The 25980-nt window shown below is 35.5% G+C and carries 22 protein-coding genes and 1 riboswitch; of the genes, 1 reads left to right on the forward strand and 21 read right to left on the reverse strand.

Going from position 1 to position 25980, the window contains the following annotated elements:
- Positions 1-114: 114 nt before the first annotated feature.
- The 4 genes from ACQKNC_RS01490 to comX all read right to left on the reverse strand — a co-directional run bounded on the left by ACQKNC_RS01490 (position 115) and on the right by comX (position 7394).
- Positions 115-3168, reverse strand: coding sequence for a hypothetical protein (locus ACQKNC_RS01490; protein ID WP_427423124.1), 3054 nt, complete (start codon positions 3166-3168; stop codon positions 115-117).
- A 305-nt stretch (positions 3169-3473) separates the two neighbouring features.
- The gene (locus ACQKNC_RS01495) at positions 3474-4772 is read right to left on the reverse strand and encodes a serine hydrolase domain-containing protein (RefSeq protein ID WP_427423125.1); all 1299 of its coding nucleotides are present in this window, start codon (positions 4770-4772) and stop codon (positions 3474-3476) included.
- A gap of 142 nt (positions 4773-4914) precedes the next feature.
- Positions 4915-7170 (reverse strand): ATP-binding protein, encoded by a 2256-nt coding sequence (locus tag ACQKNC_RS01500; RefSeq protein WP_427423126.1) that lies wholly within the window; start codon positions 7168-7170, stop codon positions 4915-4917.
- Positions 7171-7235: 65 nt separating this feature from the next.
- On the reverse strand, positions 7236-7394 hold the full coding sequence (comX, locus tag ACQKNC_RS01505) for a competence pheromone ComX (protein WP_427423127.1): 159 nt from the start codon (positions 7392-7394) through the stop codon (positions 7236-7238).
- A 461-nt stretch (positions 7395-7855) separates the two neighbouring features.
- Between comX and ACQKNC_RS01510 the strand changes: the two genes are divergently transcribed.
- On the forward strand, positions 7856-9088 hold the full coding sequence (locus tag ACQKNC_RS01510; protein ID WP_427423128.1) for a DUF418 domain-containing protein: 1233 nt from the start codon (positions 7856-7858) through the stop codon (positions 9086-9088).
- A 281-nt stretch (positions 9089-9369) separates the two neighbouring features.
- Here ACQKNC_RS01510 and ACQKNC_RS01515 read toward each other — a convergent pair whose 3' ends face one another.
- The 17 genes from ACQKNC_RS01515 to comGA all read right to left on the reverse strand — a co-directional run bounded on the left by ACQKNC_RS01515 (position 9370) and on the right by comGA (position 25414).
- Positions 9370-9807, reverse strand: coding sequence for a hypothetical protein (locus ACQKNC_RS01515; RefSeq protein WP_427423129.1), 438 nt, complete (start codon positions 9805-9807; stop codon positions 9370-9372).
- A gap of 154 nt (positions 9808-9961) precedes the next feature.
- Positions 9962-10354, reverse strand: a complete 393-nt coding sequence (locus ACQKNC_RS01520) for an immunity 22 family protein (protein ID WP_427423130.1) — start codon at positions 10352-10354, stop codon at positions 9962-9964.
- Positions 10355-10365: 11 nt separating this feature from the next.
- A complete protein-coding gene (locus ACQKNC_RS01525) occupies positions 10366-10599 on the reverse strand; it encodes a hypothetical protein (protein WP_427423131.1) in 234 nt (77 codons plus the stop codon).
- A gap of 209 nt (positions 10600-10808) precedes the next feature.
- Entirely contained in the window at positions 10809-12626 is a 1818-nt protein-coding gene (locus tag ACQKNC_RS01530; protein ID WP_427423132.1) for a hypothetical protein, read from the reverse strand.
- Positions 12627-12905: 279 nt separating this feature from the next.
- Positions 12906-13556, reverse strand: a complete 651-nt coding sequence (locus ACQKNC_RS01535) for a hypothetical protein (RefSeq protein ID WP_427423133.1) — start codon at positions 13554-13556, stop codon at positions 12906-12908.
- Entirely contained in the window at positions 13556-16384 is a 2829-nt protein-coding gene (locus ACQKNC_RS01540; RefSeq protein WP_427423134.1) for an RHS repeat-associated core domain-containing protein, read from the reverse strand. Before ACQKNC_RS01540 ends, ACQKNC_RS01535 begins: the two co-directional genes overlap by 1 nt.
- Before the next feature lie 266 nt (positions 16385-16650).
- Complete coding sequence (gene gcvPB, locus ACQKNC_RS01545; RefSeq protein WP_427423135.1) at positions 16651-18114, reverse strand: aminomethyl-transferring glycine dehydrogenase subunit GcvPB; 1464 nt, start codon at positions 18112-18114, stop codon at positions 16651-16653.
- Positions 18107-19453, reverse strand: a complete 1347-nt coding sequence (gene gcvPA, locus ACQKNC_RS01550; RefSeq protein ID WP_427423136.1) for an aminomethyl-transferring glycine dehydrogenase subunit GcvPA — start codon at positions 19451-19453, stop codon at positions 18107-18109. Before gcvPA ends, gcvPB begins: the two co-directional genes overlap by 8 nt.
- A gap of 25 nt (positions 19454-19478) precedes the next feature.
- Complete coding sequence (gene gcvT / locus ACQKNC_RS01555) at positions 19479-20582, reverse strand: glycine cleavage system aminomethyltransferase GcvT (protein ID WP_427423137.1); 1104 nt, start codon at positions 20580-20582, stop codon at positions 19479-19481.
- 294 nt (positions 20583-20876) lie between these two features.
- Positions 20877-20969: riboswitch (glycine riboswitch) on the reverse strand.
- A gap of 144 nt (positions 20970-21113) precedes the next feature.
- A complete protein-coding gene (locus tag ACQKNC_RS01560; RefSeq protein ID WP_427423138.1) occupies positions 21114-21629 on the reverse strand; it encodes a shikimate kinase in 516 nt (171 codons plus the stop codon).
- A 19-nt stretch (positions 21630-21648) separates the two neighbouring features.
- Positions 21649-21849 (reverse strand): hypothetical protein, encoded by a 201-nt coding sequence (locus ACQKNC_RS01565; protein ID WP_427423139.1) that lies wholly within the window; start codon positions 21847-21849, stop codon positions 21649-21651.
- Positions 21827-22252, reverse strand: coding sequence for a competence type IV pilus minor pilin ComGF (gene comGF / locus ACQKNC_RS01570; RefSeq protein ID WP_427423140.1), 426 nt, complete (start codon positions 22250-22252; stop codon positions 21827-21829). Before comGF ends, ACQKNC_RS01565 begins: the two co-directional genes overlap by 23 nt.
- Positions 22245-22562, reverse strand: coding sequence for a hypothetical protein (locus ACQKNC_RS01575; RefSeq protein ID WP_427423141.1), 318 nt, complete (start codon positions 22560-22562; stop codon positions 22245-22247). The genes comGF and ACQKNC_RS01575 overlap by 8 nt, the downstream gene beginning before the upstream one ends.
- Positions 22555-22995 carry a competence type IV pilus minor pilin ComGD gene (gene comGD / locus ACQKNC_RS01580; RefSeq protein ID WP_427423142.1) on the reverse strand — a complete coding sequence of 147 codons (441 nt, stop codon included), beginning with the start codon at positions 22993-22995 and terminating at the stop codon, positions 22555-22557. The genes ACQKNC_RS01575 and comGD overlap by 8 nt, the downstream gene beginning before the upstream one ends.
- On the reverse strand, positions 22995-23333 hold the full coding sequence (gene comGC / locus ACQKNC_RS01585) for a competence type IV pilus major pilin ComGC (RefSeq protein ID WP_427423143.1): 339 nt from the start codon (positions 23331-23333) through the stop codon (positions 22995-22997). Before comGC ends, comGD begins: the two co-directional genes overlap by 1 nt.
- Positions 23334-23343: 10 nt before the next feature.
- A complete protein-coding gene (gene comGB, locus ACQKNC_RS01590) occupies positions 23344-24417 on the reverse strand; it encodes a competence type IV pilus assembly protein ComGB (RefSeq protein WP_427423144.1) in 1074 nt (357 codons plus the stop codon).
- Complete coding sequence (gene comGA / locus ACQKNC_RS01595; protein WP_427423145.1) at positions 24395-25414, reverse strand: competence type IV pilus ATPase ComGA; 1020 nt, start codon at positions 25412-25414, stop codon at positions 24395-24397. Before comGA ends, comGB begins: the two co-directional genes overlap by 23 nt.
- Positions 25415-25980: the final 566 nt, after the last annotated feature.

A 25980-nucleotide genomic window follows, 5' to 3' on the forward strand; every position in this document is an offset into this window, starting at 1 on the left:
ACATGTATTTTCTCCCTATTTAAATACCAAAAATAACAATATTTTGATTTTCTTTAGTTTTTATTCTACACAAAAAAGAAATCTAGCAGGCATTCTCTGCTAGATTTCTCATTTTTATTTATTTCTGTCTTCATATAATTGTTCTAATTTTTTTGTTAATTTATTGTATGCCTTTTGCCAAGCTTCAGTATCAGCCTTAAGCTCTTCTACAGCTTTTACTTTTTGTAAATCACTCTCAGCCTGTGTTAGTTTTGAATAATTTTTCACAAGATTCTTCTGTGCGGAAGTTAACTTATTGTAGTCTTCTATAATTTTTGTCACTTCAACCTCTAAATTTTCTACATAATAGCCATTCTTTTGGAGGTCATTTATTGATTCGATGATTTTCAATGCTATATCGTTGGCTGTCTGTCCACTTGTCTCTAATTCATTAATTTTCGTTAACGTATTACCATCTAATAAGCTCACCTGTAATGACGTTAGTTTTTGGAAATCCTTAACGATAGTTGAAGGATTTTTATCAATATTCGAATTGAATTTTTTAATAAACGACTCTATAGCTTTAACATCACTCGTTGCTTGTTTTATAACTTGACCATTTTCTATTAATTTTTTTTCAGCAGAAGATAGAGCATTGTAATCATTAATAGTTTTCTTTACTTCTTCCAGTGTTAATGAATATTTGTTGTCTTCTATATCCTTTTTTATATTAGCCAGTTGCTCATTTAAATCATTATTGCTACTAGTATACTGATTTATAGCATCATTTACTTTTGAATAAAAAGCAGCGGCTAATTTCTGCTGAATTGCATTTAATTTGTTATATGCTTTGACAGCATCTTGCATTTTTGAATACCCCTTGTTGATTAGGGCATCATTTACTTTCTTTTCGTAGGATCTAACTGCTTTTATATTCGTTTCTGCAGTTTTTAAATCTGAGTAATTGGTAACATATTTTCGTGCTTTAGGTGAAACATTTTTATATTCATTAGAAACTTCTTCAATTTTTGCTGCATACACAGCAAAATCATCCGTACTTGTATCAAGCGCAATCTTAATTTTTGCATTGAAAGCTTCCCCTGCAGTTGCATCATCTGAATCACTCGGTGATGTATTTCCATTATTCTCAGGAGCTTTTTTAAGAATATCCTGATTATATACGTATTTTTGCTGATTAATTGTTAATTTATTAAATGCTTTTAATGCTGAATTATAAGTTGATTGTAAAGTAGCGTTTTTTGTGTCTGGATTTAATGATTCATATTTTTTTATTTGAGTAATTACCTTTTCAGCAAGCTTTAAATCATTTTGTATTTGAATAAATTTATTCTTACTAGCAACATCCTGAAAAGATTTTAGACTTTTTTGTTTGGAAATAATTGAATTAACATCAGCAACATATTTATTCCATGATTCTGCATCTACTGGTTCTTTTAATTTGTTTATTAGATCCTCTATTTCTGCTATTGCACTACTTTCTGCATTTTCAGCATCTTCTAATTCATTTAACTTAGAGTCTACAAGCCCTTGTTGTCGTAAGCTTAACTTTAAATAAGCAGTACGAATATTTTTAGCTGTTGTTACCTTTTGTTGTGCCGTTTGTCCTTTAAGCTTATCAAAAAGCTTTTCAAACTTCTGGGCATTTTTCACATCAGCTTTAGCCATCGTTAAAATTTCTCGATTTTGCACAGCCGCTTTATAATCATTTGAAAGCGTGTTGATCTCTTTTTCTATATTTTGTATTAGAGCATCTAATTCAGTGGTAGTAGTTACTTTGTAGGTTGGTACTGAAATCAAATTACTATCTAACAAGTCGATAATCTTAGCATTTATTTCTCTCAATTTAGTAAGCTCTTTCATGCTATCAGGATTCTCAATAAGTTGTTTTAATAACTTTTCATAAGCATTTTCCTTATCCAAACTACGTTGAAGATAGTCTAATTGATCATATTCTGCTTTTAATGCTTGCAACTGCTGCTGACTACTGTTTTCATCTAAACTACTAATTTTCCCAGCAATTTTATCAACTTTTTCAATATCTGCAAGTGCACGTTGTAAAATGCTATAGTTTGTCACTTGTGATTTGGCTGCAGGAGTCAAGCTTTGATAGGTTTCTTGTAATGAGGATGCTTTTGTTCTTACTTCTTCTATATAAGTTACTTTTTTATCCTTTGTCGATAACAGATTATTAATTTCCTGAATAAGTGGTGTAATATGTTTATCAGAAACAATAATAGGTTTCGATTCAATCTTAGATACCGTTTCATTCCCTACTTTTGCAGTTACTTTCACTACAATTTGATTCATACTTGAATCCATTGCGTCTTTTGGAATAGTATATGAATCCGTTGTAGCATTTGGGATAACCGAGTAGTTATCGCCTGCCTTATATAACCATTGATACGAATATGTTATTTGATCTGGGTTTAGAGTGATTTCTTTAGGGTTTTCAGTAGAACCGACGTTTGTCTTCACTGTCGGCGCTTTAACTTTAAGAATATCTCCTGGTACCACTAAGTCGTCTTCGCCTTTAGAAAAACCTTCAATTACTAAATCAGCCATATTTAATTGTAAATTCTGAATTATTTTGTTTTCACTAACAAATACCAAGCCATCTTCCGTTTTCGCTTCTATAAATATATTTTTACCAGCAGCTGCAACTGGCACGATTATTTCGTTTTTCGTCGCGCCTTGAATAGACTTCACAGTGTTTCCATCAATCATGTACCATTGATAACTGCTAAAAGTATTTTTTTTATCTGGATTGTTTGGATCCTTTACACCGTCAATATTAGCTGTTAGTTTACCATTTACATAATTATCTCCATTTATAGGGAGATTTCCTTTTACTATGATTTTCTTACTTTCATAAACCTTCCCATTATTATCTGTGACCTGCACAATAATTGTTTTTCCTAGAGCTATTTCAGGGACTTGTAATTTTTGATTTGTTCCATTGTCAATCTTCGTTATTGTACTGCCATCAACATAGTACCACTGAAATGTATATTGAAGATTTTCCGGTAAAGAAGAAGTAACAGCCTCTAGTTCTGAATTAATTGCACCATTCCCTACAATAGTTACTTGTTCTGCAGCAGCATATGCATCAATAGGCACGATAAGTGCTGCTGGAGCTGCTGCCATTAAAAATAATTTTGCCTTCGTCATTTAAAGTTCGCTCCTCATAGTATGTATATACCATACATTATAGCAACATCTTCCACCTACTAGCAATGACACCCTAAACTATATAAAATATGGCATGATAATAATTAAACAATTACTAAAGTTTCATTATATTTTCACTAAAAAAGTAGTATCTTTTTTCAAAAACACTACTTTAGACGCAGGCAATATTTCTATTATTCATTGTGGAGTCACTATATTTCTTCATTACTATGTAACGGCCTTTTTATGGGATGCCGCTTTCTTTGTTTGTACACTTAAAATAATATTGATGTCCCCACCTAAACTTAATGCTTATGCAGTGTATGTGTTTTTTCAAAACAATCAACGTATTGCACACGCTCTATTTCGCCTGATAATGAATAAAAAAATATCACTCGTTCATAAATCATCTCAGTTAAAAAAGCTGTTTTCGTAGAGTCATGACAAAATGGTATAAGCTTAAATTTATATAACGCTCCATACATCTTAGGGACTGTTAGATAAGGTTCGTTATTTTTAATAGTAATGGTAAGCGCTTTGTCTTCATTTTCCATTACATATTTCCCCACGATAGATTCTTTCTTTGTATACGTTATCGGAACTGCAGGTGCTGGTGAAGATACATTTTTATCAAAAACGATTTTTGCTATCTCTCTACTTAAATGCATGACAGGTGTAACATTCATATTGCTTAAAAAGATAATCGTAACTTCATCATCAACAAATCTAAGGAATTCACTTGAAAAACCGCTAATATCTCCAAAATGATGCACACATTTTTTCCCCATTATTTCAGAGACCATCCAGCCACACGCATAAGATCCAAGATTTGGAGTCAACATTTTCTTAGTTAATTCCTTGTGAAGGATGTTGGAAGATTTTAATGCCTTATCCCAAATAAACAGGTCCTCTGTTGTAGAATACAAACCGTAGGAACCTAATGGAAATGACATATCCGCATACGCTGTATGAATGGGTTCTTCCCAAAATGAATAACCAGATGCTAAACCCGGAACCACTTTTATTCCATCATCACAACCTGTATGATACATACCTAATGGATGGCATATATGCTGCTGTATGTAATCGCCATAAGACATATCTGAAACTTTTTCAATAATTGCCGTTAACAACGCATACCCTGAATTCGAATAGTCAAATTTACTACCAGGTTCAAACTCTAATTCCCTTCCTTTAAAGGAATCAATTAGCTGATCTAATGTTGATGGCAGTCTCATTGTGCGAAACCAAAAATCAGGAAAATTTGTATAATTAGGTATTCCGGAACTATTGGTTAAGCAATGATAAATTGTTATTTCTTGACCATTCGGATAGTCATGTAGATATTTTCCTACGTAGTCGTCTATATTCAATTTCTGCTTTTCATGCAATTGAAATATAGCCATAGCTGTAAATGCTTTTGTGAGTGACCCTATACGAAATTTTGTTGTTGGAACATTTGGAACGCTATGCTCCCAATTCGCCATGCCAAATCCTCTGTTTAAAAGAATATTCTCATTAGATGCAATTAACATAGTACCATTCAAATAACCGTTTCGATTATAAGAATCTATCCAATTACTTAACCGTTCCTCTAATAGCATGTAAGTTTCTCCTTAAATTAATATTATTACAACTCAAAGTAAAATCTCCCAATCTATACTTGTACTGTGAATTTTGCACAATACAAAAAGATTAGGAGGTGTAAAAATGTTTCATATCTTTCTGTCTATTCATATATTATCCTCAACTATGAACTGGCCTATTATTATAGGTATCGAAACTATATAAATGAGTATGATTCTCTTCATTTACTTTAATCCGAATGGACATTCCTTCTCCGACATTGGTGTTAATAGAAAACTGCCCATTAAAGGCCAGTACCCTCTCTTGCATCCCCCTGATTCCCATTGAATCAGAAACAATAATTTCATCCATTTTACATCCTACACCATCGTCTGAATAATTGATTTCAAAACCATCTTCTGTTTCTAATAAATGAATTTCGACAGTATTGGCATATGAATGCTTCAAGGCATTGTTCAATAACTCTTGGAAAAGTCGATATATCATCAAGTTTAAACGCTCATCTTCTAAATATAGACGATCAATTGTGTAAATTAAAACAAAATCAGCACGCTTATGAACTTTTTGAATAAGCTTCTCAAGCGCAGCATTTAATCCTAATGTATCTAATAATGGTGGCTTCAAATTTTCACAGTAGCCTCTTAAATCGTTCAAAGATGCAATCATATGATCATGAATTTTAGATAGGTTCGCATGAATATCCGTTGTCTTCTTTGCATGAATAAAAACATTCATTTCTCTAGCAATATGGAGCTGCTCTTGTAAAATCGTATCGTGAAGTTCCTGAGCTAACTGATATTTCTCTTGTTCAAATCGTAACCAAAGAAGCTTATTTAGCCATGGTAGCTGACTTTTATCAGCCTCTTTCATATGCTTTAACTGTTCTAATAGACCTTCCACCATTTTTGTATTTTCAATAAAATTATTTAAATATAAAAGTAATAATTCAAGCCATAATAATTCCTCATCCTTTAGATAAATGGATTTATTATGGTCTACAACTAGAATTCTTTTATAGTTAATATCTTGATGGATAAAGGCAATATAAAAATGCTCCGTTTTCTTTATATCCCCTAGGCGGAGGTACTCAAGTAATATTTCGTTAATTTGATTTTGAGCATATTCTTTTGATGTGCTTGTGGAAGTTACTTGATGTGTTTGCAAATCATAGGTTAATACGTAAACATGTTTGATCTCAAGGTGTGAAGCAATTTCTTGAACAAATTTCTCTAGCAAGTCCTCAATCTTCACGACTCTTCCAATACTATCAACAGTCGTATACAATCGATGGATATAATCCCCTTTTGTTGAAAAAAGAATTTTTCGCTTACTATAGTCTATTTTCTCTTTAATGTAGAAAAGCGCTATTAATGAAAAGAAGGCAAAAAAGAATAATTCCGCCATTCTTGAAACAGACAAATCCGTAATCGCATACAGTCCTATTAATAGCCAAATCGTAAAAGCAAATGAAAAATTAAAGTAATAGCGTAAACGGGTAATAAAGTATTCCATATCAAATATACGTTCAGTGAGCTGTGTACATATAAAGCTGAAAGGTATTATTACTAAAAAAAGGGAACAAATATCTGCAGAGAGTAATTGTTTATGAAAGATCATTTCTGGTAACGCGTATAGAAAAAGAAAAGGTATAAACGGAATGATTATACTGCTCAATAATAATTTTAATTGTGGTACTTTATATTTAAAATACCCCGAAATCATAATCCCAAGAATTATAATAAGTAGTAAGAAAAATGCTCCTAAGATTATATTTGAAAGCACAACATGAATGGAGCTATTCCTTATACCATAAATGCTTAAAAATACTACCGAAAGAGGGAGTATATATAGTATCTTTATGTTTTTTATAAACAACCATTTTATATTTAAAAAATCAAAGTAAAGCCTCAAAAAATGTATTAAAAGTACAGGACATAGCAGCATACTACTACGATTTACAATAATCCCTACATAATTTAATATCCCAGACGCACCTATACTAACATATGCTAACGAAACTGTTAAGATAAATAAAATTAATAGATTTAATAGCGGTGTATTTTTCTGTTTAACATACAAATAAATAGAAAGTAATAATGATAGGAAATAATAAACAGTAGGTACAACGAATACATAATAAAATTGTTGAGGAATATCGAATGTTTTTATTTGTACATGTACTACATCGCCATTAGGTTTCTCTATAGTTAATTTATTTGCTGAGCGTATTACGAATTCATACTTTACATTGGAAATATTTTTTATATCTTTTCCATCTACTTTTAATATTATATCTCCAGGCACTATTTGATGCTTGTTAGCCCAATCCTTATAGTAAGGATTGGTTACTATCCAATTTCCGCCTTTTTCTTCTATCTCAATATTTAAAAAAGGCTTACTATAAGATGTAAACAATAAATAAATCCCCATTATTACATAAATACCCATAGCAAGCCAAAACCATCTAGAATTAGTTGACCTTAGTTCCACAAACGATTTTCTACACGCAGCTCTTCATCAAACGAGTCTAAAATTGCCTTCTCCTCAAGCTCAGTAATACCAACTAGAGAAGCCTTTTTTTCTTTTAACAAAGTTACAATCGACGGATTTTGCTCTAAATATTGAATCGTGTTAATCATAATATCTCCTCATTTCATTAGTTTTTTATAGTTACACTTTCTGGTGTACTCATCCTATTGAGTTTCAATACCTTTTTACCAATTATTTTACAAGGAATTAATAACCATAAATGTAACTACACCTACATTATACTATCACTTCACACTTATTCAACAACATTTTCTATTAATTGCTAAAAAATAATAGGTTATGTGGTATTTTTCACAAAATATACTAATTTTCGCAATACTTAGTCATATCGCTATATAAATTTCTACCGTTAATAAATTCAGAAGAAATATTTCAGTTTCTTGTTTTCTCATTCTACATAAAGAGATTAAGAAAGAAGAATTTATATTTATAGATCTCTTAATTCTCCTTATAAAATCCTTATAATTATAATTTAAAGTTTCATTAACAAGTTTTTTCATCAGTAGGCACCTGTTGAAAGAACAGAATAACAATGAAAAAGGATGATAATATGAAGCAAAAGCTTTCACCCATATCTGCAATAGAGCGGATTGAAACACTCGATGTATTAAGGGGGTTCGCATTATTAGGAATCATATTAGCAAATATTGTTTGGTTCCTTTACCCTATCTATATGCAGGAAGATATTAGTTTTAAAAATGAATGGACTTCTTTTTGGAATGACGCTGATTATACAGTTAAAACTATTCTTTCTATGTTTGTCGATGGAAAATTTGTCATGCTTTTTTCCATGCTGTTCGGTTTTGGAATGGTCATTATGCAAGAAAGGGCAGCCGCAAGGGAATTAAACTTTTGGGCAATTTATTCTAGACGACTTATTGCGTTATTTATTTTCGGTTGCATCCATGCTTATTTCATTTGGTTCGGAGATATTTTAACAGACTATGCAATCTTAGGATTACTACTCCTTTTCATGCATAAGTTAAAACCTAATTTGATGTTAATCATTTGCCTAACTTTATATAGCTTACTTTTGGGATCATTAACGTTTGGAGCTCTATCCGCCGATTCTACTCCGACAATGTCAATGTCAATGTCGGAGGAAAGTCGTCAGCTCATGCAAGTTACGATAGATGCCCATCAAAATGGAAGTATTCAAGAATTAATGAATGCTAATTTTATGGAAAGAACATTTTATACAATGCGTAATGGGTTATATGTTCTTTATTTAGGAAACCCAATATTTTATTTATTTTCAAATCTTCCGTTCTTACTAATGTTCTTATTCGGAGCAACTGTTGCGAAGAAAAAATGGCTTCATCGTTTTGAAGAATATCGAAAAGGCTTTTTCATTACGTGGTTACTAACATTGATTTTTGGTGGCACATTGGGCTGGATATTACCTTTCCTTTCAGAAAACTTTTCTGCAGTTCAATATATTAGCTCACCACTCCTAACCATCTTTTATGCTATTAGCTTGATCTTTATTTATCACACGGTGAAAGGGAAGAAAGTTTTACAGTGGTTAGCGTTCCCTGGAAGAATGGCATTCACAAACTACATCGGCCAATCTATCATTTGTACATTTTTATTTGGACCATTTGCATTTGGCGTATACGGAAAACTTCACTTATCAACAGCCATCATCATCGCCTTTGTCATTTTTGTTTTCCAAATGATTATGAGTAAGATATGGTTATCCAAATTCCGCTTCGGGCCATTAGAATATGTTTGGAGGTCATTCACTTATTTAGGTATTAACAAGGAATCCAAAAATGCATAGCTTAGGTGAGGATCAACTGCAATTAAGTGAGTTTTCGATAAACTCGCAAAATCAATCGATAAATTCAGGATTCTTCTCGATAAAATGGACTAAGGGGTTGTCAATTGACAGCCCCTTTCCCGTTTCGTTTCTGCAGATGTTCCTATATATCTAATCTTACTGACATTTTCATGCTTAGAAATTGAATTAGCTAGGTACTTCATCGTTTTTTACATCTCCCTCCACTGTTATATCTATTATTGCTTGGTGTCTGAACTGATGACGACATCATACCATTGCCGTTATCGTAATTCCACGTATACCATTCTTTTAGACCTCTGAATGAGATTCCCTTCATCATCATAAGAGCATGTGGCCTCTCTCGTTTCAAGTAATCTGCTTCCGGCACCGTAGACACGATCTGTCTTTTCTTTCGTTTCATACAAATTCCCGACATCATCGACACTGCGGTGTAAGAAGTCAAATTGACCGCCTTGATTGGACCACACGAGGTTACTGAATTCATCGTAACCATAGGTAACTTTTACACCTGTTAACTCGTTTACCATGCTTCGTAAGCGATGATTGACGTCCCAATTATACGCTCGTCTTCGTGTATCACCGTTTTGACTACTTATTCTATGATGTGTTGGTCTACCTGCTACATCATACTGCCACTTGCTAATGACATCTCCGGGTAAGATTCGTTCAATCTCTTGACCTAGCTCATTGTACTGCATTGATGCTGTCCAATGGGCTTGCTCTGAGCGAGAAATTTACGAGACATTCCCATTTAATCATCAGCATGAAAATAGTCCCGTTTCTAACGCAAGAAAAGAGCAGAAAAACCAGTTATCACCGATGGTTTTACTACTCTTTTGCAATGCTTACTAACTAAAAGTCGGTATCAAATAGTCCAATATAATGTAAGCCGTTATAAAGTTTGTTTACATCAGTAATCTCTATTTCCGGATCGAAATAATAGAACATTGTGTTAACTTTGTCTAATCCTTTTTGAATACAAATATTTCTTATTTCAACCATCGTCTCATCATCTACTGATAGTTCTTCAATAAATTCATCCACGTCTGTTAATTTATCTTCCCAGTAGACACCAATCCAATCCTCGTCATATACTTTTTCGTTAATATCCTTACAAAATTCACATACCTTATAATTTGGATCATCAATATCCCTGTCTGGATCACTATAATCTATTTTAAAGTATTCGTTAAAGGTATCGTTATCTACGCTGCTTATTCCCATCCAAACATGAACCTTACTCATTATCTCCATTATTATCTACAACTCACTTTCATATGTTTTCTATGATGTTTTGCAATTATTATTCTTGCTTCCCTTTTGGAATTCGCTTCACTTAAAGCCTGAGACAGTTGTCTATGAAAATTACTACTTGCTTTACTAGATTGGCCTGGAAGACCTTTTAAACCAGATGAATGTGGGCCAGAATGTATATTTCCCTTTCTGTCAACAACATCTACAAAGGTTATTTTATCCTTGTCTATAGCCATTTTTTTAAGTTCTTCCGCTGTAAAACCTAATTCTCTAGCTTTAGCAGCATCTGCAACAGGAAATAATTCATGTTTTCCACCACTATTTCTTAGTTGATCTTTAACAGCCTTTATGTTTGCATTTACATCGGCAGGAGTAGCCTTATTGAACCATGCATTAAATTGTCCATTTTTCCAAGGTGCAAGACCAAAAGGATCTACTTCAGCATTCAGATTACCAACATAACCATAAAGTGTAGGATTATTTCCTGCAAGCCCAATAGGATCTTGTTGTAAGTATTTTCCTTCACTTTGCAGTAGTATCGGAATCTGTTGTAATATAATCCGATTTCTACATCTTCATACTGACCCTGATACCTAAACGGTAAGAAATCCTGCTCACCAGTGAACACATTCACTCGGCCATAGATATCAAGGTCAGCTGACCAGACCTTTTTACCTTCTTCATCAAAGGCTTCAACAGGCGTCCCAAGATAGTCACTAATAATACTGTAAATACCTTCACTCGTAATTTTCACTGAAGGTACAAACCCATCATTAAATACCCATGTGACTAGATTATCTGGTATTTCAGACTTGTTCTGTGAAGAATATTCCTCTAGATCTTCAAATTTATCTGATTTATCCTTCGAGAAATACTCATGTAGGATCGTATTCCCATCCCAGACGAAATTCATAGTTTTAGCATCAGAACTCTTCTCAATTCGTCTACCTAAAGAGTCATACTTAAAAGTAACTTCTGTCTTGTCTGGTTTGATAACTTTAGACATCATGCCATTGCCGTTATATTCGTACTTCCACGTATCACCATTCTTCTCAACTTTCTGAATCAGATTACCTTCATCATCATAAGAGAATGTTGCCTCGCTCGTTTCAAGCAATCTGCTCCCGGCGCCATAGACACGATCTGTCTTTTCTTTTGTTTCATACAAATTCCCGACATCATCGACACTGCGGTGTAAGAAGTCAAATTGACCGCCTTGATTGGACCACACGAGGTTACTGAATTCATCGTAACCATAGGTAACTTTTACACCTGTTAACTCGTTTACCATGCTTCGTAAGCGATGATTGACGTCCCAATTATACGCTCGTCTTCTTGTATCACGGTTTTGACTACTTATTCGGTGGTGTGTTGGTCTACCAGCTACATCATACTGCCACTTGTTGATGACATCTCCTGGTAAGATTCTCTCAATCTCTTGGCCGAGTTCATTGTACTGCATGGATGCTGTCCAATTTTCTTGCTCTAAACGAGAAGCCGTGATTTGCGAAACATTTCCCATCTCATTACGGGCGACATCGATTTTTGCGCCTAAGCTACTCGTAATTTGTGAACGATTGCCTATTTCATCATAGCCACTTGCAATCCAATGGTCATTTTGCCATTCCTTGATCACTTGTCCAGATAGGTCTCGCTCAAACTTTACAGTCACATGTTCATTTTCAGTCTCAATTAACGAACCATTTTTGTCATAACCATACGTTTCCCAAGTGTCATCATAATAATCAGCCCGAATGACATTCCCTAGACCATCATGCTGGAACGCTGTCCAACGATCACCCGGACGTTGAATTCTCTGAACTAATCCAGCCAGACTTCGTTCATACGTTCTTTCCATCTCATCAAAGCCGACTTCCTTAATGATATTGCCTTTCGCATCACGTTCAAACTGAAACGCTTCCCCTTTTTCGTTGATGACAGAGGTTAACTGCTCTTCTGTATCATAGGTGAATTTAACTTTCTTCCCACCTTGTTCTCGAGACATTAAGCTGCCGAGAATGGTGTAATCAAAGGCTACCTGCGTATGGTTATCTCTCGCTAAAACAACATCATCATAGGCATTGTACTTTAATTGAACGTCGTTACTATCGGATAGATTTGCCCGTACAAGACGATTCAAGTTATCATACCGGAACTTCTCTGTAGCCCCTAGCGGATTTGTCGCTGTTGTACAATTTCCTCGACGGTCATACGCCCATGTCGAACTCGTCCCGTCTAGCAATGTTACTTGACTCAGATTCAAATCAGCATCATAAGCTAAGCTTTATTTACATATAAATCAACCATTTTTTAAGTTTAGGTCTTTATTATGAAAGATCAAAAGGGCAATAAAATCCTTTTAAATGGATTTATTACCCTTCCTAAATTTAACTTCAAATTCTTTTAATACACTAAAGATTTGTTGCAAGTATAGATACTCTCATTAATTTTTCTTTTATTCTACAAGAAAAGAAACCGAACTTTTTTATCTAATGGAAATTGATAGGGTGGAGCCTCTGTGTGTCTCGATAACTATCATGACTTACAATCGATTTTCCCAATGCAAATGCTCACCAATCATTATTTTTGATAAAATGGAACTATTATCATAGTAAATACTGTAATCCATTTGTTTATACCAACTTGTAGCAAACATTGATATTTTTTTAATTCTATTTTCTTGCAACTCATCGACTCTAACATACCAATTATTAGGTGGTGTAATTGAAACATAGTACACTAAACCATTTTCCTCATAAACATAGCAAAGAGATGATAATCTAGATCTAGTAGGATTGGACTCATAAATATGAGCATTAACTATTACTTTTTCCCCATTTATATAATCTACATATCTTATATTTTCTCCATATTTCATAACATCTTTATCATATTTTCTAATCATCAAGAGAATATTTTCATTATTATCGATACCATAGGTAACTAAATTTTTCGACTCAAAGTTGGACTTACTAGGTTTAGGAAGAGGCTTCCCTTTCTTGGTTGATATGACCGAAGGGATTAAGTTCTCATATGGAATTAAATCTTCAGTTACTCCTAAAGAATACGACCATTTAGTAATTCTGCTCTTCAATTTAAGATAATGTTGATGAATGTCATTTGAATAACTTGTAAAGTGTTTCGATAGCTCTGTTCTTTTCAATTCTATTTTTTTATCATTACATATATCCATTATTTCCCCCCACATGCTGTAAATGTTTTTTTCCATGATCCGGATTCCATTCTTCCAGTAATATCAGAAAGAACATTTTTAATATCTAACCCTCTCTTATCAGCATTCTTTAAAATTTTATAGATAAGTTTATCGTTTTTCTTTCCATGAATATGAGTCCCCCCATGATAATTACCCATTTCCCTAGCCTTTACTGCACCAGGATGACCCGGCTGAGATTTTTGGTTAGGATGTGTGCCCCAAAGTCTTGCACCATTTTCTGCTATATCTGGATTCAATCTATGTTTATCCAATATATCACGAGAACCTTGTGCATAAACGTTATTTGCATTCTCTTTAACAGCATGATGAGGTGTTTGCCCTGGTGCTAAAGGTCTACCAGCAGCAGCCATGTTTTGACCTAAAATCTTAGCAGTTAACCCTAAAGGATCAATCCAAGTAAGTGGATCATGTACATACCCATACAAAGTAGGATTGTTCCCCGCAAGTCCAATTGGGTCTATTTGAGTATAATTCCCTTGTTCTGGGTCGTAGTAACGGAATCTGTTGTAATATAATCCGATTTCCATGTCCTCATACTGCCCCTGATATCTAAACGGAATGAAATCCTGCTCACCAGTGAACTCCATCACTCGCCCATATATATCAAGTTCTGCTGACCAAACCATATTACCATCTTCATCAAAAGCTTCTACGGGAGTCCCAAGATAGTCACTAATAATGCTGTAATTACCTTCACTCGTAATTTTCGCTGAAGGTACAAACCCATCATTAAATACCCATGTGACTAGATTATCTGGTATTTCAGACTTGTTCTGTGAAGAATATTCCTCTAGATCTTCAAATTTATCTGATTTATCCTTCGAGAAATACTCATGTAGGATCGTATTCCCATCCCAGACGAAATTCATAGTTTTAGCATCAGAACTCTTCTCAATTCGTCTACCTAACGAGTCGTACTTGAAAGTAACTTGTGTGTTATCCGGTTTGATGACCTTCGACATCATGCCATTACCAAAGTACTCGTACTTCCACGTATCACCGTTCTTCTCAACCTTCTGAACCAGATTACCTTCATCATCATAAGAAAATGTAGCCTCACTCGTTTCAAGTAATCTACTTCCGGCACCATAGACACGATCTGTCTTTTCTTTCGTTTCATACAAATTCCCGACATCATCGACATTGCGGTGTAAGAAGTCAAATTGACCGCCTTGATTGGACCAGATGAGGTTACTGAATTCATCGTAGCCATAGGTAACTTTTACACCCGTTAACTCGTTTACCATACTTCGTAATCGATGATTGACGTCCCAATTATACGCTCGTCTTCTTGTATCACGGTTTTGACTACTTATTCGGTGGTGTGTTGGTCTACCTGCTACGTCATACTGCCATTTGCTAATGACATCCCCTGGTAAGATTCGCTCAATCTCTTGACCGAGTTCATTGTACTGCATGGATGCTGTCCAATGGGCTTGTTCTGAGCGAGAAGCAGTGATTTGCGACACATTCCCCATTTCATTACGAGCGACATCGATTTTTGCGCCTAAGCTACTCGTAATTTGTGAGCGGTTGCCTAATTCATCATAGCTACTCGCAATCCATTGGTCATTCTGCCACTCCTTTATCACTTGTCCAGATGAGTCTCGCTCCAGTTTTACTTTCACATGCTCATTTTCAGTCTCAATTAAGGTACCATTTTTGTCATAGCCATACGTTTCCCAGGTATCATCATAATAATCAGCTCGAATGACATTCCCTAAATTGTCATGTTGATATGCTGTCCAACGATCGCCTGGTCGTTGAATTCTCTGAACCACTCCTGCCAGACTTCGCTCATACGTTCTTTCCATCTCATCAAAGCCTATTTCTTTAATGATATTCCCTTTCGTATCGCGTTCAAACTGATACGCTTCGCCTTTTTCGTTGATGACAGAGGTTAACTGCTCTTCTGTATCATAGGTGAATTTAACTTTCTTTCCACCTTGTTCTCGAGAAATTAAGCTACCAAGAATGGTGTAATCAAACGCTACCTGTGTATGGTTATCTTTTGCAAAAACAACATCATCATAGGCATCATACTTTAATTGAACGTCGTTTCCATCGGATAGATTTGCCCGTACAAGACGATTCAAGTTATCGTAACGGAACTTCTCTGTAGCTCCTAGCGGATTGGTCGTTGATGTACAGTTACCACGACGGTCATATGTCCATGTGGAACTCGTTCCGCCTGGTAATGTCACTTGACTCAAATTCAGATCAGCATCATAAGATAAGCTTACCACATGGCCTTGCGCATTTGTCACCGTTTTAATTAAATATTGCTCATTATAGGAAAATTCTGTTTTTGTTCCATCTTCTAAAATATTTGCTTGCAATGTGCTATCTTCATTATAAATCCATTGACGACTTCCGCCCTCTGCGTTAACTGCCTGAACCAGCCTATCCTTCTCATCATACTGAGAAGATAAGGTGCTACCATCTGCAAGAGTAATTGTCACTGGATTTGCCCACTCATCATAGCTATATGCCGTGACACGACCATCTTCATCTACTTCTTGCAGTAATTCAAAGTCCTCATTATATTGATAGCTAACTTCACTACCATCTGGGTGAACAATTTTCGTACAGAGGTTATCTTCGTTGAAATAGTAATTACTCTTATGACCTAAACTATTCGTAATCTCATTATAGCCCTCGTGATAGGAAAGCTCCCCCGCAAGGACATTGTCATCTCCCCATGTTTTGATGACTCGAGCACCTGTTGTTGGACCATCATAGCGCCAGAAGAAGCTATTTTTATTGCGATCCGTTTTTTGCATCATTAAGTGATTAACATATTTTAAATGCGTACTTTGCCCTAACGCATCTTGGATTTCGACTAAATCTTTTCTATGCGTCGTCTTGAGTCTTACATCCGTCGCTTTGACTTCCTAACCGTCACTCTGCTGCTTCTACCCATTACTTCAGATTCTATTCTCATCTCTGCCTCATTGATCCGCCTCTTTTGAAGTTAAAATGCTTCTCAAAAAATAATAAAAAAACGTCCAACAAGTACTAAAATACTTATCGGACGCCTTATGAAAGTTAATTATGCTTTTTGATAGCGAAGCACAGGTGTACGAGCAGCGCGTGTTTCGTCTAAGCGAGATACGACTGTTGTATGTGGTGCTTCTTGAACGATTGATGGATTTTCTTCTGCTTCTTTTGCAATTTGAATCATCACATCGCAGAATGCATCTAATGTTTCTTTAGATTCTGTTTCTGTTGGCTCGATCATTAACGCCTCTTCCACATTTAATGGGAAGTAAGTTGTTGGTGGATGGTAACCAAAGTCTAACAGACGTTTTGCAATATCTAAAGTACGAACGCCAAGTTTCTTTTGACGACGACCCGATAACACAAATTCATGCTTACAATGACGGTTGTATGGTAGATCATAGAAAGGCTCTAAGCGACGCATCATATAGTTTGCGTTTAGTACTGCGTATTCTGTTACAGCTTTCAAACCATCTGGACCCATTGTACGAATATAAGTGTATGCACGTACGTTAATACCAAAGTTACCATAGTAAGGTTTAACACGTCCGATTGATTGTGGACGTTCGTAATCAAAGTGATATGTTCCCTCTTCTGTTCTTACTAAAACTGGTTTTGGAAGGAATGGAATTAAATCAGCTTTCACTCCTACTGGACCTGAACCTGGGCCACCGCCACCGTGAGGACCTGTAAATGTTTTGTGTAGATTTAAGTGTACGCAGTCAAAGCCCATATCACCAGGACGTGCTTTACTCATAACTGCGTTTAAGTTTGCACCGTCATAGTATACTTTACCGCCAACAGAGTGAATTAGCTCTGCCATTTCGATAATGTTTTCTTCAAATAGACCAAGTGTATTTGGATTTGTCAGCATTAATGCAGCTGTATCAGGACCAACTACTTTGCGTAAATCTTCAATATCTACTAAACCATCTTCATCCGATTTAACAGTGATAGTTTCAAAGCCTGCAACTGTTGCCGATGCTGGGTTTGTACCATGAGCAGAGTCAGGAACAATAACTTTATTACGGTGACCTTCACCATTTGCTTCATGGAATGCGCGGATCATCATTAATGCTGTCCATTCACCATGAGCACCTGCTGCAGGTTGTAATGTCACTTCATCCATACCTGTAATTTCAACTAATGAAGTTTGTAAATCGTAAAGAAGCTCCATCGCACCTTGAGTTGTTGATTCATCCTGTAATGGGTGAACATTAGCAAAGCCTGAAATTCGTGCAACAGCCTCGTTAATTTTCGGATTATATTTCATCGTACAAGAGCCAAGAGGATAGAAACCTGAGTCTACACCGTGGTTTCGACGAGAAAGTGCTGTATAGTGACGCATAATATCAAGCTCAGAAACCTCTGGTAATTCCGCCTCTTCAGCGCGTACTAAGTTCGCAGGAAGTAAATCTGCAAGATCAACCTCTGGTACATCAAGTGCTTCTAAGCTATACCCTACGCGACCTTCTTTTGAAATTTCAAAAATGAGTGATTGATTTTCGTTATGCATTAAGAGCCCCCATTTCTGCAACAAGTGCATCAATTTCTTCCTTCGTGCGTAATTCTGTTACAGCGATTAGCACGTGATTTTTAAGAGATTCATATGTTTGACCTAAAGGATAACCACCTATGATACCTTTTTCAATTAGGCCTTTATTGATTTCTTTCACACATTTATTTGTTTTCACAACGATTTCGTTAAAGTGTGCACCTTGGAATGCTACTGTAAAGCCTGCCGCTTCAAAAGCATTTTTAGCATAGCGCGTTTTCGCAATATTTTGCGTAGCCATTTCACGAACGCCTTGTTTACCTAAAGCAGTCATAGCTACAGAAGCTGCAAGTGCAAGAAGAGCTTGGTTAGAACAAATATTAGATGTTGCTTTATCGCGACGGATATGTTGTTCACGCGCTTGTAATGTTAAAACATAACCACGACGACCTTCACCGTCCACTGTTTCACCAACAAGACGACCTGGAACTTTACGCATTAGCTTTGTTGTTACTGCAAAGAAACCACAGTGCGGACCACCGAACGCTTCAGAAATACCGAATACTTGTGCGTCACCTACACAAATATCAGCACCTAGCTTACCAGGTGGTGTTAAAATCCCTAGTGAAAGTGGGTTTGAAGATACGACAAATAAACTTTTTGCATCATGTGCAATATCACTCATTACTTGTAAGTCCTCTATTTGGCCAAAGAAGTTAGGATATTGTGCAATAACAGCTGCCGTATTATCATCGATTAGTTCTTTTAATGCTTCTACATCTGTCACACCATCTTTATGTGGAACAGTAACAATTTCAATTGATTGTCCGTATGCATATGTAGCAACGACATCGCGATACTCAGGATGAACCGTTTCAGATACTAAAATTTTCTTACGGCGTGTATGACCAGCTGCCAGCATACCTGCTTCAGCTAATGCTGTTCCTCCATCATACATAGAAGAGTTTGCAAGATCCATACCTGTAAGTTCTGCAATCATCGTTTGGAATTCAAAAATTGCTTGTAATTCCCCTTGTGAAATTTCTGGTTGGTATGGAGTATACGCTGTGTAAAACTCTGAACGAGAAATAACGTGGTCCACGATAATTGGTTTATAGTGGTTGTATACGCCTGCACCTAAAAACGATACGTTAGCATTTGTATCTTTATTTTTTGCAGCAAGTGCTGATAATTCTTTCAATAAAGCTGATTCAGATTTTGCTTCTTTAATATCATATAGGCCTTTAAAACGTACTTTTTCTGGAATATCCCCAAATAGCTCATCAACTGAGGATACACCAATTACGTCTAACATTTCTTGTTTATCTTGCTCCGTCATAGGTAAATAACGATGTTTCATAAATGTAGGTCCCTCTTTTCAACTTTTATTTTGAACGCTTGTAAAACGGTGTTTCAACTGTTACTACCTTTAAGTGTTTTCCACGAATTTCGATTTCCAATTCAGTTCCGATAGTTGCGAATTGACTGTCAATTAATGCGTTACCAACATTACGTTTAGATGAAGGTAGCTGTGTACCTGTTGTCACTTCACCGATTTCCTTACCATCCTTAAACACTTTGTAGCCATGACGAGGAATTCCTTTATCAATCATTTCAATGCCCACAATTTTACGTGACAGTCCATTTTCTTTTTGTGCCACTAATGCATCATGACCATTAAAGTCTTCTTTATTTAATTTCACAGCAAAACCAATGCCAGCCTCAAGAGGTGAAATTGTCGCTGATAGCTCTTGCCCGTATAATGGAAGACCTGCTTCAAAACGAAGTGTATCACGGCATCCTAAACCTGCAGGAACAACGCCTTTGTCTTTTCCAGCCTCTAAAATTTTATCCCATAGAGCTTTAATATCTTCTGGAGAGCCATATAATTCAAAACCGTCTTCTCCTGTGTAACCACTACGAGATACTAATGCTTTATGACCAGCAACCTCAACATCTGCTTGGAAACGGAAGTATTTAATAGCACTTACATCAGTAGCTGTTAATGATTGTAGAACTTCTTCTGCTAACGGACCTTGGAGGGCAATCTGTGCATAAGCATCCGATTGATTGTCGATAGTCACATCATATTGATGTTGATTTTCCATCATCCAATCATAATCTTTTTCAATATTCGATGCATTGACACATAGTAAATAATGATTGTCTGCTAATTTATACGTTAATAAATCATCGACAACGCCCCCATCTTCGTAGCACATTGCATTATATTGCGCTTGGCCTACTGCAATTTTTGAAATATCATTTGTCAAAAGATTTTGTAAAAATTCTAGAGAATTAGGGCCCGTTACTAAAATTTCACCCATATGTGATACATCAAATAAACCTGCACGATTACGTACTGCATCATGCTCTTCTTTAATAGAAGAGAATTGTACTGGTAATTCCCAACCACCGAAGTCAATTGTTTTACCACCATACTTTGCGTATTCGTCAAATAGAGGTGTACGTTTTAATTCATTCGTCATTCTTTTTGCCCCCTTATTGTTAGTTACATTTTTACTGGTAGTAGTTCGTCTGCTCTTTTTATTAGTACAGTCAATGCTACCCTGTTTATTCATCCAAATAAGGAACTAACAAACTCCTTTCGGAAGCTTTCACTAGGCAAAACATTTCGACATAAAAAAAGACAGACGAACCCCTTTTCGGGATTCTCTGTCCTTGCACCTGAAAGTTACACCAGACTGGCTCGCATTACTACAATGCCAATCAGCCGGCTTTCCCCTTTGGTGGCTGTTGTACTACAGCTCTCTCCAGAGTTGCGTCTTGTACGAGTCCTTTTACCTGAGAGATTCATAACACTTTGCTACTTGCTCCTTCGGTGACGTCTACACGTGCTCTCCCCGCACAATCATCCGCCCAAGATTCATCTTGGTACTATTTAGTATTCAATGAACATTAAGTTACTTATTTGTCTATATCCTAACATTAATTGCATTGAAAAGGCAATCATTTTTTAATTTATAATAAAACACGAACATTAAAGATGTTTACATCTATCATAGTTCGCCTTTCAACCTTTTAACTTGGAATACTAAATACTCAAGAATTTGGCGGATTGTTCTGCTTTCTGTTAAAACTTGTATATGTCCAGCCTCACGATAGAACTTTCTTCTGTAATGATACAGCTTCTCTAGCTCCTCTTTCGTTGAACTCTGTACAATCGGTCTGTTTGGATCATGCTGTATTCGTTTGTAAATATCTTCGAATGTCGCATCTAAAAAAAACACGAGTCCACTGCGTCTCATTATTTTTCGATTTTCAGCATTGACTGCAACTCCACCACCTGTTGAAATAATACAAGCTTCGTCCCGGAAATTTTTCAAAAATTCTGTTTCTATTTCTCGAAAACGTGCTTCTCCGTATTTTTCAAATATCTGTGGAATTGTCATACCTTGCTGCCTAACAATCTCACGATCCATGTCATAATATGGCATCTTTAACAAATAGCTCAAACGTCTGCCTAACGCACTTTTCCCACAGCCCATAAAGCCAACTAAATATATTTTTCGCATTCGAATCACCTTCTTATAACTACGATTCTACACTGTCTGACAAAATTTGTCCTAATAAATTTATCGTAGCTCGAACATTCAGCTTTTCTAGACTATCATATGTTCGAAACTGAACCTCATAAGACGTAAAATACGTAAGAACAAAAGTAGTTACAAAAAATAATAATGCAATTGCGATTAAAAAAATAGCCCCTCTGTCATTTTTCAATAACTGGAACATAAAAAGTTCGCTCCTTTTTGATACCACTTGGTAATTCAACATCTACTGTTAACATACCTTTTTCATATTGGAACTGGCATTTATTAATACCAATTAACATTGGTACATGGCCACTATTGACTTGATCACGAATTATATTGCTGTAACAATCAATATTATGAATGGTATCTGCAGCTTGAAAGGTTATTCTCTTTTGATCTTGTCGAATCGTAAATGATGAAATATCATTTAAATACATATTCAAATCATAGACAAAAAGCTCCCACTTCGATTGTTCACCAGATAATACCGTTGTTTTCATTTCAGCAAACCAAAGCATAATGAAAACAACAAGATGTGCAATAAGAGCAAAAACAACTAATTGAAACAACGCTTCTAATAATGTATAGCCTCGCTCATTCATCGACTTCACCTGTCAGTTGTATACATTTTTTACGTAATTCTCGCGTATTTTGAAAACTTACACATATTCCTTGTCCATTCGTAGACCACTGATAATCTACATTTTCAATTGTTTTAGTACCTTCCGTTTGCTGTAAATAGTGAAATTGCTTTAAGCCTTCATAAGCCGTTTCCGCTGCTATAACTTCTAACTTCTTGTTATAAAGAGTCGTTTTCATAGTGTAGCTAATGGGTATTAATGTCGTGCATAATAACATAACAATAACTAGTGATAAAATCGTTTCTACAAATGAAAAACCAGATTCATTCAACTCTCGATCTCCCTCGTCCTAACGTAATCACAACTTTTTTAATACCTTGAGGCGTTTTAAAAGAAACAGTCCCTGGGGTCATGACGTTTCCATTATAATTATATATAATCGTGTAAATCGAACTCGAAGAAGGCATGAACTCAACCCCTTTCGGAAAAGGTCGTTCATATACTTCTGTAAAAAAGTCCTTTTTAATGATGTATCTCTTTGATGAGCTCTCAAACTTCATGGAAATATATTCCCTATGGTGCATACTATAAGTTTGTATATATTGGATATCTAATTGAATTTGTGTAAAAAATTGCTCAAGCTCCCTAGCTTCTTCTGCTTTTAACGAATACTTTACGACAATCGCTGACAAACACATAACGATAAACAATACAATTAGCATTTCAACAAACGTATAGCCACGCTCACTTTTTATAACATTCATCAGCTACCTGAACCAGAATCGGAAGAGGCTTTCGCCAATCTTACCTCCCCATCATTAGTTATCATAATCTCTGTTTTATTAGGACAGGTCGTTTCATTCTTCTTCAAATAGCCTTTTGCTACCAAGTCTTCAATTGTTGGATACGTCATAAAATCTACTCTATACGCCTCTACCTGCCCTTGCACCATGCTAATATACGCTTTACAGCCCTTCTCATCGACCGTGGCAAAATGTTTCGTAACATTTGGGATTGTAATTAAAATTAATATCGAAATAATCAAAAGGACAATTAGCATTTCGATCAATGTAAAACCAGCTTGCTGCTTTATACGTTTCATTAATATCCTCCTATACTAGTTCAATCATGTGATATATTGGTAATAATAAACTTACGTATGCGGCAACTATGCACATTGCGATAATGATAAAGAAGGTCGGCTGCACAAACGCTAGAAATTTATGCAAAAGTTGCTCTTGCCTTTCAGTTAATAATTCGCTATACAGTACCAGTTCTTTTCCTAAATAGCCACTATGCTCTCCATGTTCAACAAATGTCGAGAAATCCTTTTGCCAAACTGACATTAAATCAACAGCTTGTGTCAACGTATCACCAAAAATAACGCGTTCCTTTATACATCGGGCCAGATACTGGAGAAACGGTTGAAGTCGCTGCTCCTCTAAAATTTGGAGACTTGCCTGTAAAGAAAATCCACTTTGTAGTAGACTCCCTAAATAAGCTGCAAATTGTCTCGTCAAAGACAATCGTATATAAATCCGAATAAATGGGATTTTTAGGAAAATTTTTAGTTGGTGTTTTATCGGACGCCGTTTGAGATAAAGCTGAAAAATCAAAACACTACAAATAACTACTATTCCTACAATCATTAAAGCATCTGGAAAATACAATAATACTTTTGATAAAGCAATGCTTGTCTCCTCTGTGCCAATAGTTCGACTTGTCACCATTTTTTCTATATTAGGAAAAAATATAGTGCGAAACACTAAAAACAATAGTAACAAAAATAACATGAGTACTACCGGATATAAGAGTAGCTTCATTAATTTTTTCTTAGTCGATTCGCTTAAAGCCATTTGCTTTGCCACACCTTTTAACGTCTCAATCATATGCCCATTAATTTCTGCAACTGTTATGGCTACTAAATGCTGCTTTGGAATTTGCAGTGCTTCAAAAATCCCTGAAACACCAACTCCTTGCCTCAGCTTTTCATTGATTAGTTTTTGTATTTCTTCATGCGCTTCAATATGATGGGGTAATAGAATAGAAATAGCCTGCGGGAATAAATAACCTTCCTGCATTAACACACTTAATCGACTAAAAAAATGAGCTTGCTCCCTTACTCGCCATTTTGTTGCCTTTTTGTAATCCAATCGAATTCTTTCAATAAACTTTCGTATTCGCATAGTTCTGACTCTCAATCAATTCTTTTTGACCCTCAAGCGTTAAATCATGAGGTAGCTCATAGCTAGTTTTTTGCATAATTGCTTTGATAGCCATTTGAAGATGAACATCGCTTAAAACTTCAAACAATGCACGACGTTCATCTTGGATTATCGGAGATTGGAAAAGTGTTTGAGCAACAATACCTACTACAGTTTGACGAAGTTCTTCTACTGAAACACCTAAGTCAATAAATCGATAAAGGCAGTTAACCGAATCCTTAGCATGAATAGTCGAGACCACCAAATGACCTGTTAACGAAGCTTCGATTGCGATTTTGGCAGTCTCTTTATCGCGTATTTCACCAATCATAATAACGTCTGGTGAGTGGCGTAAAATAGCCTTTAAGCCTGTAGCATATGTAACGCCAGCTCGTTCGTTTACTTGAATCTGCAAAAGATTAGCCTGGTTGTTTTCTACAGGATCTTCTAATGAAATGACATGTCGATTTAGCTCTGTCGAACAGTAATGGATAAGGGAATACAAGGATGTTGATTTACCAGAGCCTGTTGCACCTGTAAAACATAAAAGTCCCTGTTGATGTTTGACTAGTTCCATTAACATGTCTGCTGCATATTTGGAATAAGATAGGGAAGTAAGTGGGAATGCATGATTTTGTAGAAGTAGTCGGATAATTAGGCTCTCTTTTAAAAATACTGAGGGAAGTGTAGAAACACGAAAGGCATATTGATCTTGTTCCATAGCTTTTTGGAAGGAGCCGCTTTGGGGTTTACGCCGCTCGCTAATATCTAATGCCGCTAAAAATTTGTAAAAGGAAATCATTCGTTCCGCAAGATCGGTTGGTAATTCACCTGCTTGGAGTAACTTATCATATTTTCGAAAATAAATACGATATCGTACACTTTCTGGAACTAATAATAAATCTGATGCACCAAAATGATAGGCCTTTAGTAAAAGTTGCTCACATTTTTGTTCGACAATCATTTCAAAATTCTGCATATTCGCACCCCTCTTCTAGTTCATTCGAATATGACCGCTCTATTCGTTATTCCCTAGTATAGATACGAATCTATCATGAGAAAAGCCCTTTTCTTAAAATAAAAATTTGCTATAAAATTTCCTATCAAACATGTTTTTTTCTATAAAATTGTGGATAACTTGCAAATTTCCACTAATTTTGAACATAATCTTATAGATCATCCCTTTTAAGGGGCTAATTATTTTTTCAGACTTTCAATCCAATGATTAGAGTTTTTTTACATAAAAATACAAGGACCTAATTTTAAGTACCTTGTATTTTTATATATGTTTTATAAATCCTCTGCTCTAAAAAACTACTCTATAAGGCTAATCACATAGGTTTAGATTGGAACCACCAATTACCCACTTCTTCAAAATAAGGTTCATAGATTTGCCTAAAAAAAGTAGCATTGACAGCTATATCTTGGTATCGATATTTGTATTGATATTGATTTATTGAACCGGGATATCCCGTATTGAATTTATCCTTTGTTCTATTTAAACCATTAGTTAAAGAACCCTTAAACCCCATATAAAAGTTAGAT

It is taken from the genome of Lysinibacillus sp. NPDC094177, assembly GCF_050279145.1.
Lineage (GTDB): Bacteria > Bacillota > Bacilli > Bacillales_A > Planococcaceae > Lysinibacillus.

Bases quoted from the DNA above. Each gene is read 5' to 3' on its own strand.
- ACQKNC_RS01560 (WP_427423138.1), bottom strand. From the start codon at position 21,629: ATGCGAAAAATATATTTAGTTGGCTTTATGGGCTGTGGGAAAAGTGCG.
- ACQKNC_RS01540 (WP_427423134.1), bottom strand. From the start codon at position 16,384: ATGATGCAAAAAACGGATCGCAATAAAAATAGCTTCTTCTGGCGCTAT.
- gcvT (WP_427423137.1), bottom strand. From the start codon at position 20,582: ATGACGAATGAATTAAAACGTACACCTCTATTTGACGAATACGCAAAG.
- comGC (WP_427423143.1), bottom strand. From the start codon at position 23,333: ATGAAACGTATAAAGCAGCAAGCTGGTTTTACATTGATCGAAATGCTA.
- ACQKNC_RS01565 (WP_427423139.1), bottom strand. From the start codon at position 21,849: ATGTTCCAGTTATTGAAAAATGACAGAGGGGCTATTTTTTTAATCGCA.
- ACQKNC_RS01515 (WP_427423129.1), bottom strand. From the start codon at position 9,807: ATGCAGTACAATGAGCTAGGTCAAGAGATTGAACGAATCTTACCCGGA.
- ACQKNC_RS01510 (WP_427423128.1), top strand. From the start codon at position 7,856: ATGAAGCAAAAGCTTTCACCCATATCTGCAATAGAGCGGATTGAAACA.
- gcvPB (WP_427423135.1), bottom strand. From the start codon at position 18,114: ATGCATAACGAAAATCAATCACTCATTTTTGAAATTTCAAAAGAAGGT.
- ACQKNC_RS01495 (WP_427423125.1), bottom strand. From the start codon at position 4,772: ATGCTATTAGAGGAACGGTTAAGTAATTGGATAGATTCTTATAATCGA.
- comGA (WP_427423145.1), bottom strand. From the start codon at position 25,414: ATGCAGAATTTTGAAATGATTGTCGAACAAAAATGTGAGCAACTTTTA.
- comGF (WP_427423140.1), bottom strand. From the start codon at position 22,252: ATGAATGAGCGAGGCTATACATTATTAGAAGCGTTGTTTCAATTAGTT.
- comGB (WP_427423144.1), bottom strand. From the start codon at position 24,417: ATGCGAATACGAAAGTTTATTGAAAGAATTCGATTGGATTACAAAAAG.
- comX (WP_427423127.1), bottom strand. From the start codon at position 7,394: ATGATTAACACGATTCAATATTTAGAGCAAAATCCGTCGATTGTAACT.
- ACQKNC_RS01490 (WP_427423124.1), bottom strand. From the start codon at position 3,168: ATGACGAAGGCAAAATTATTTTTAATGGCAGCAGCTCCAGCAGCACTT.
- ACQKNC_RS01520 (WP_427423130.1), bottom strand. From the start codon at position 10,354: ATGAGTAAGGTTCATGTTTGGATGGGAATAAGCAGCGTAGATAACGAT.
- comGD (WP_427423142.1), bottom strand. From the start codon at position 22,995: ATGAATGTTATAAAAAGTGAGCGTGGCTATACGTTTGTTGAAATGCTA.
- ACQKNC_RS01535 (WP_427423133.1), bottom strand. From the start codon at position 13,556: ATGGATATATGTAATGATAAAAAAATAGAATTGAAAAGAACAGAGCTA.
- gcvPA (WP_427423136.1), bottom strand. From the start codon at position 19,453: ATGAAACATCGTTATTTACCTATGACGGAGCAAGATAAACAAGAAATG.
- ACQKNC_RS01525 (WP_427423131.1), bottom strand. From the start codon at position 10,599: ATGGCTATAGACAAGGATAAAATAACCTTTGTAGATGTTGTTGACAGA.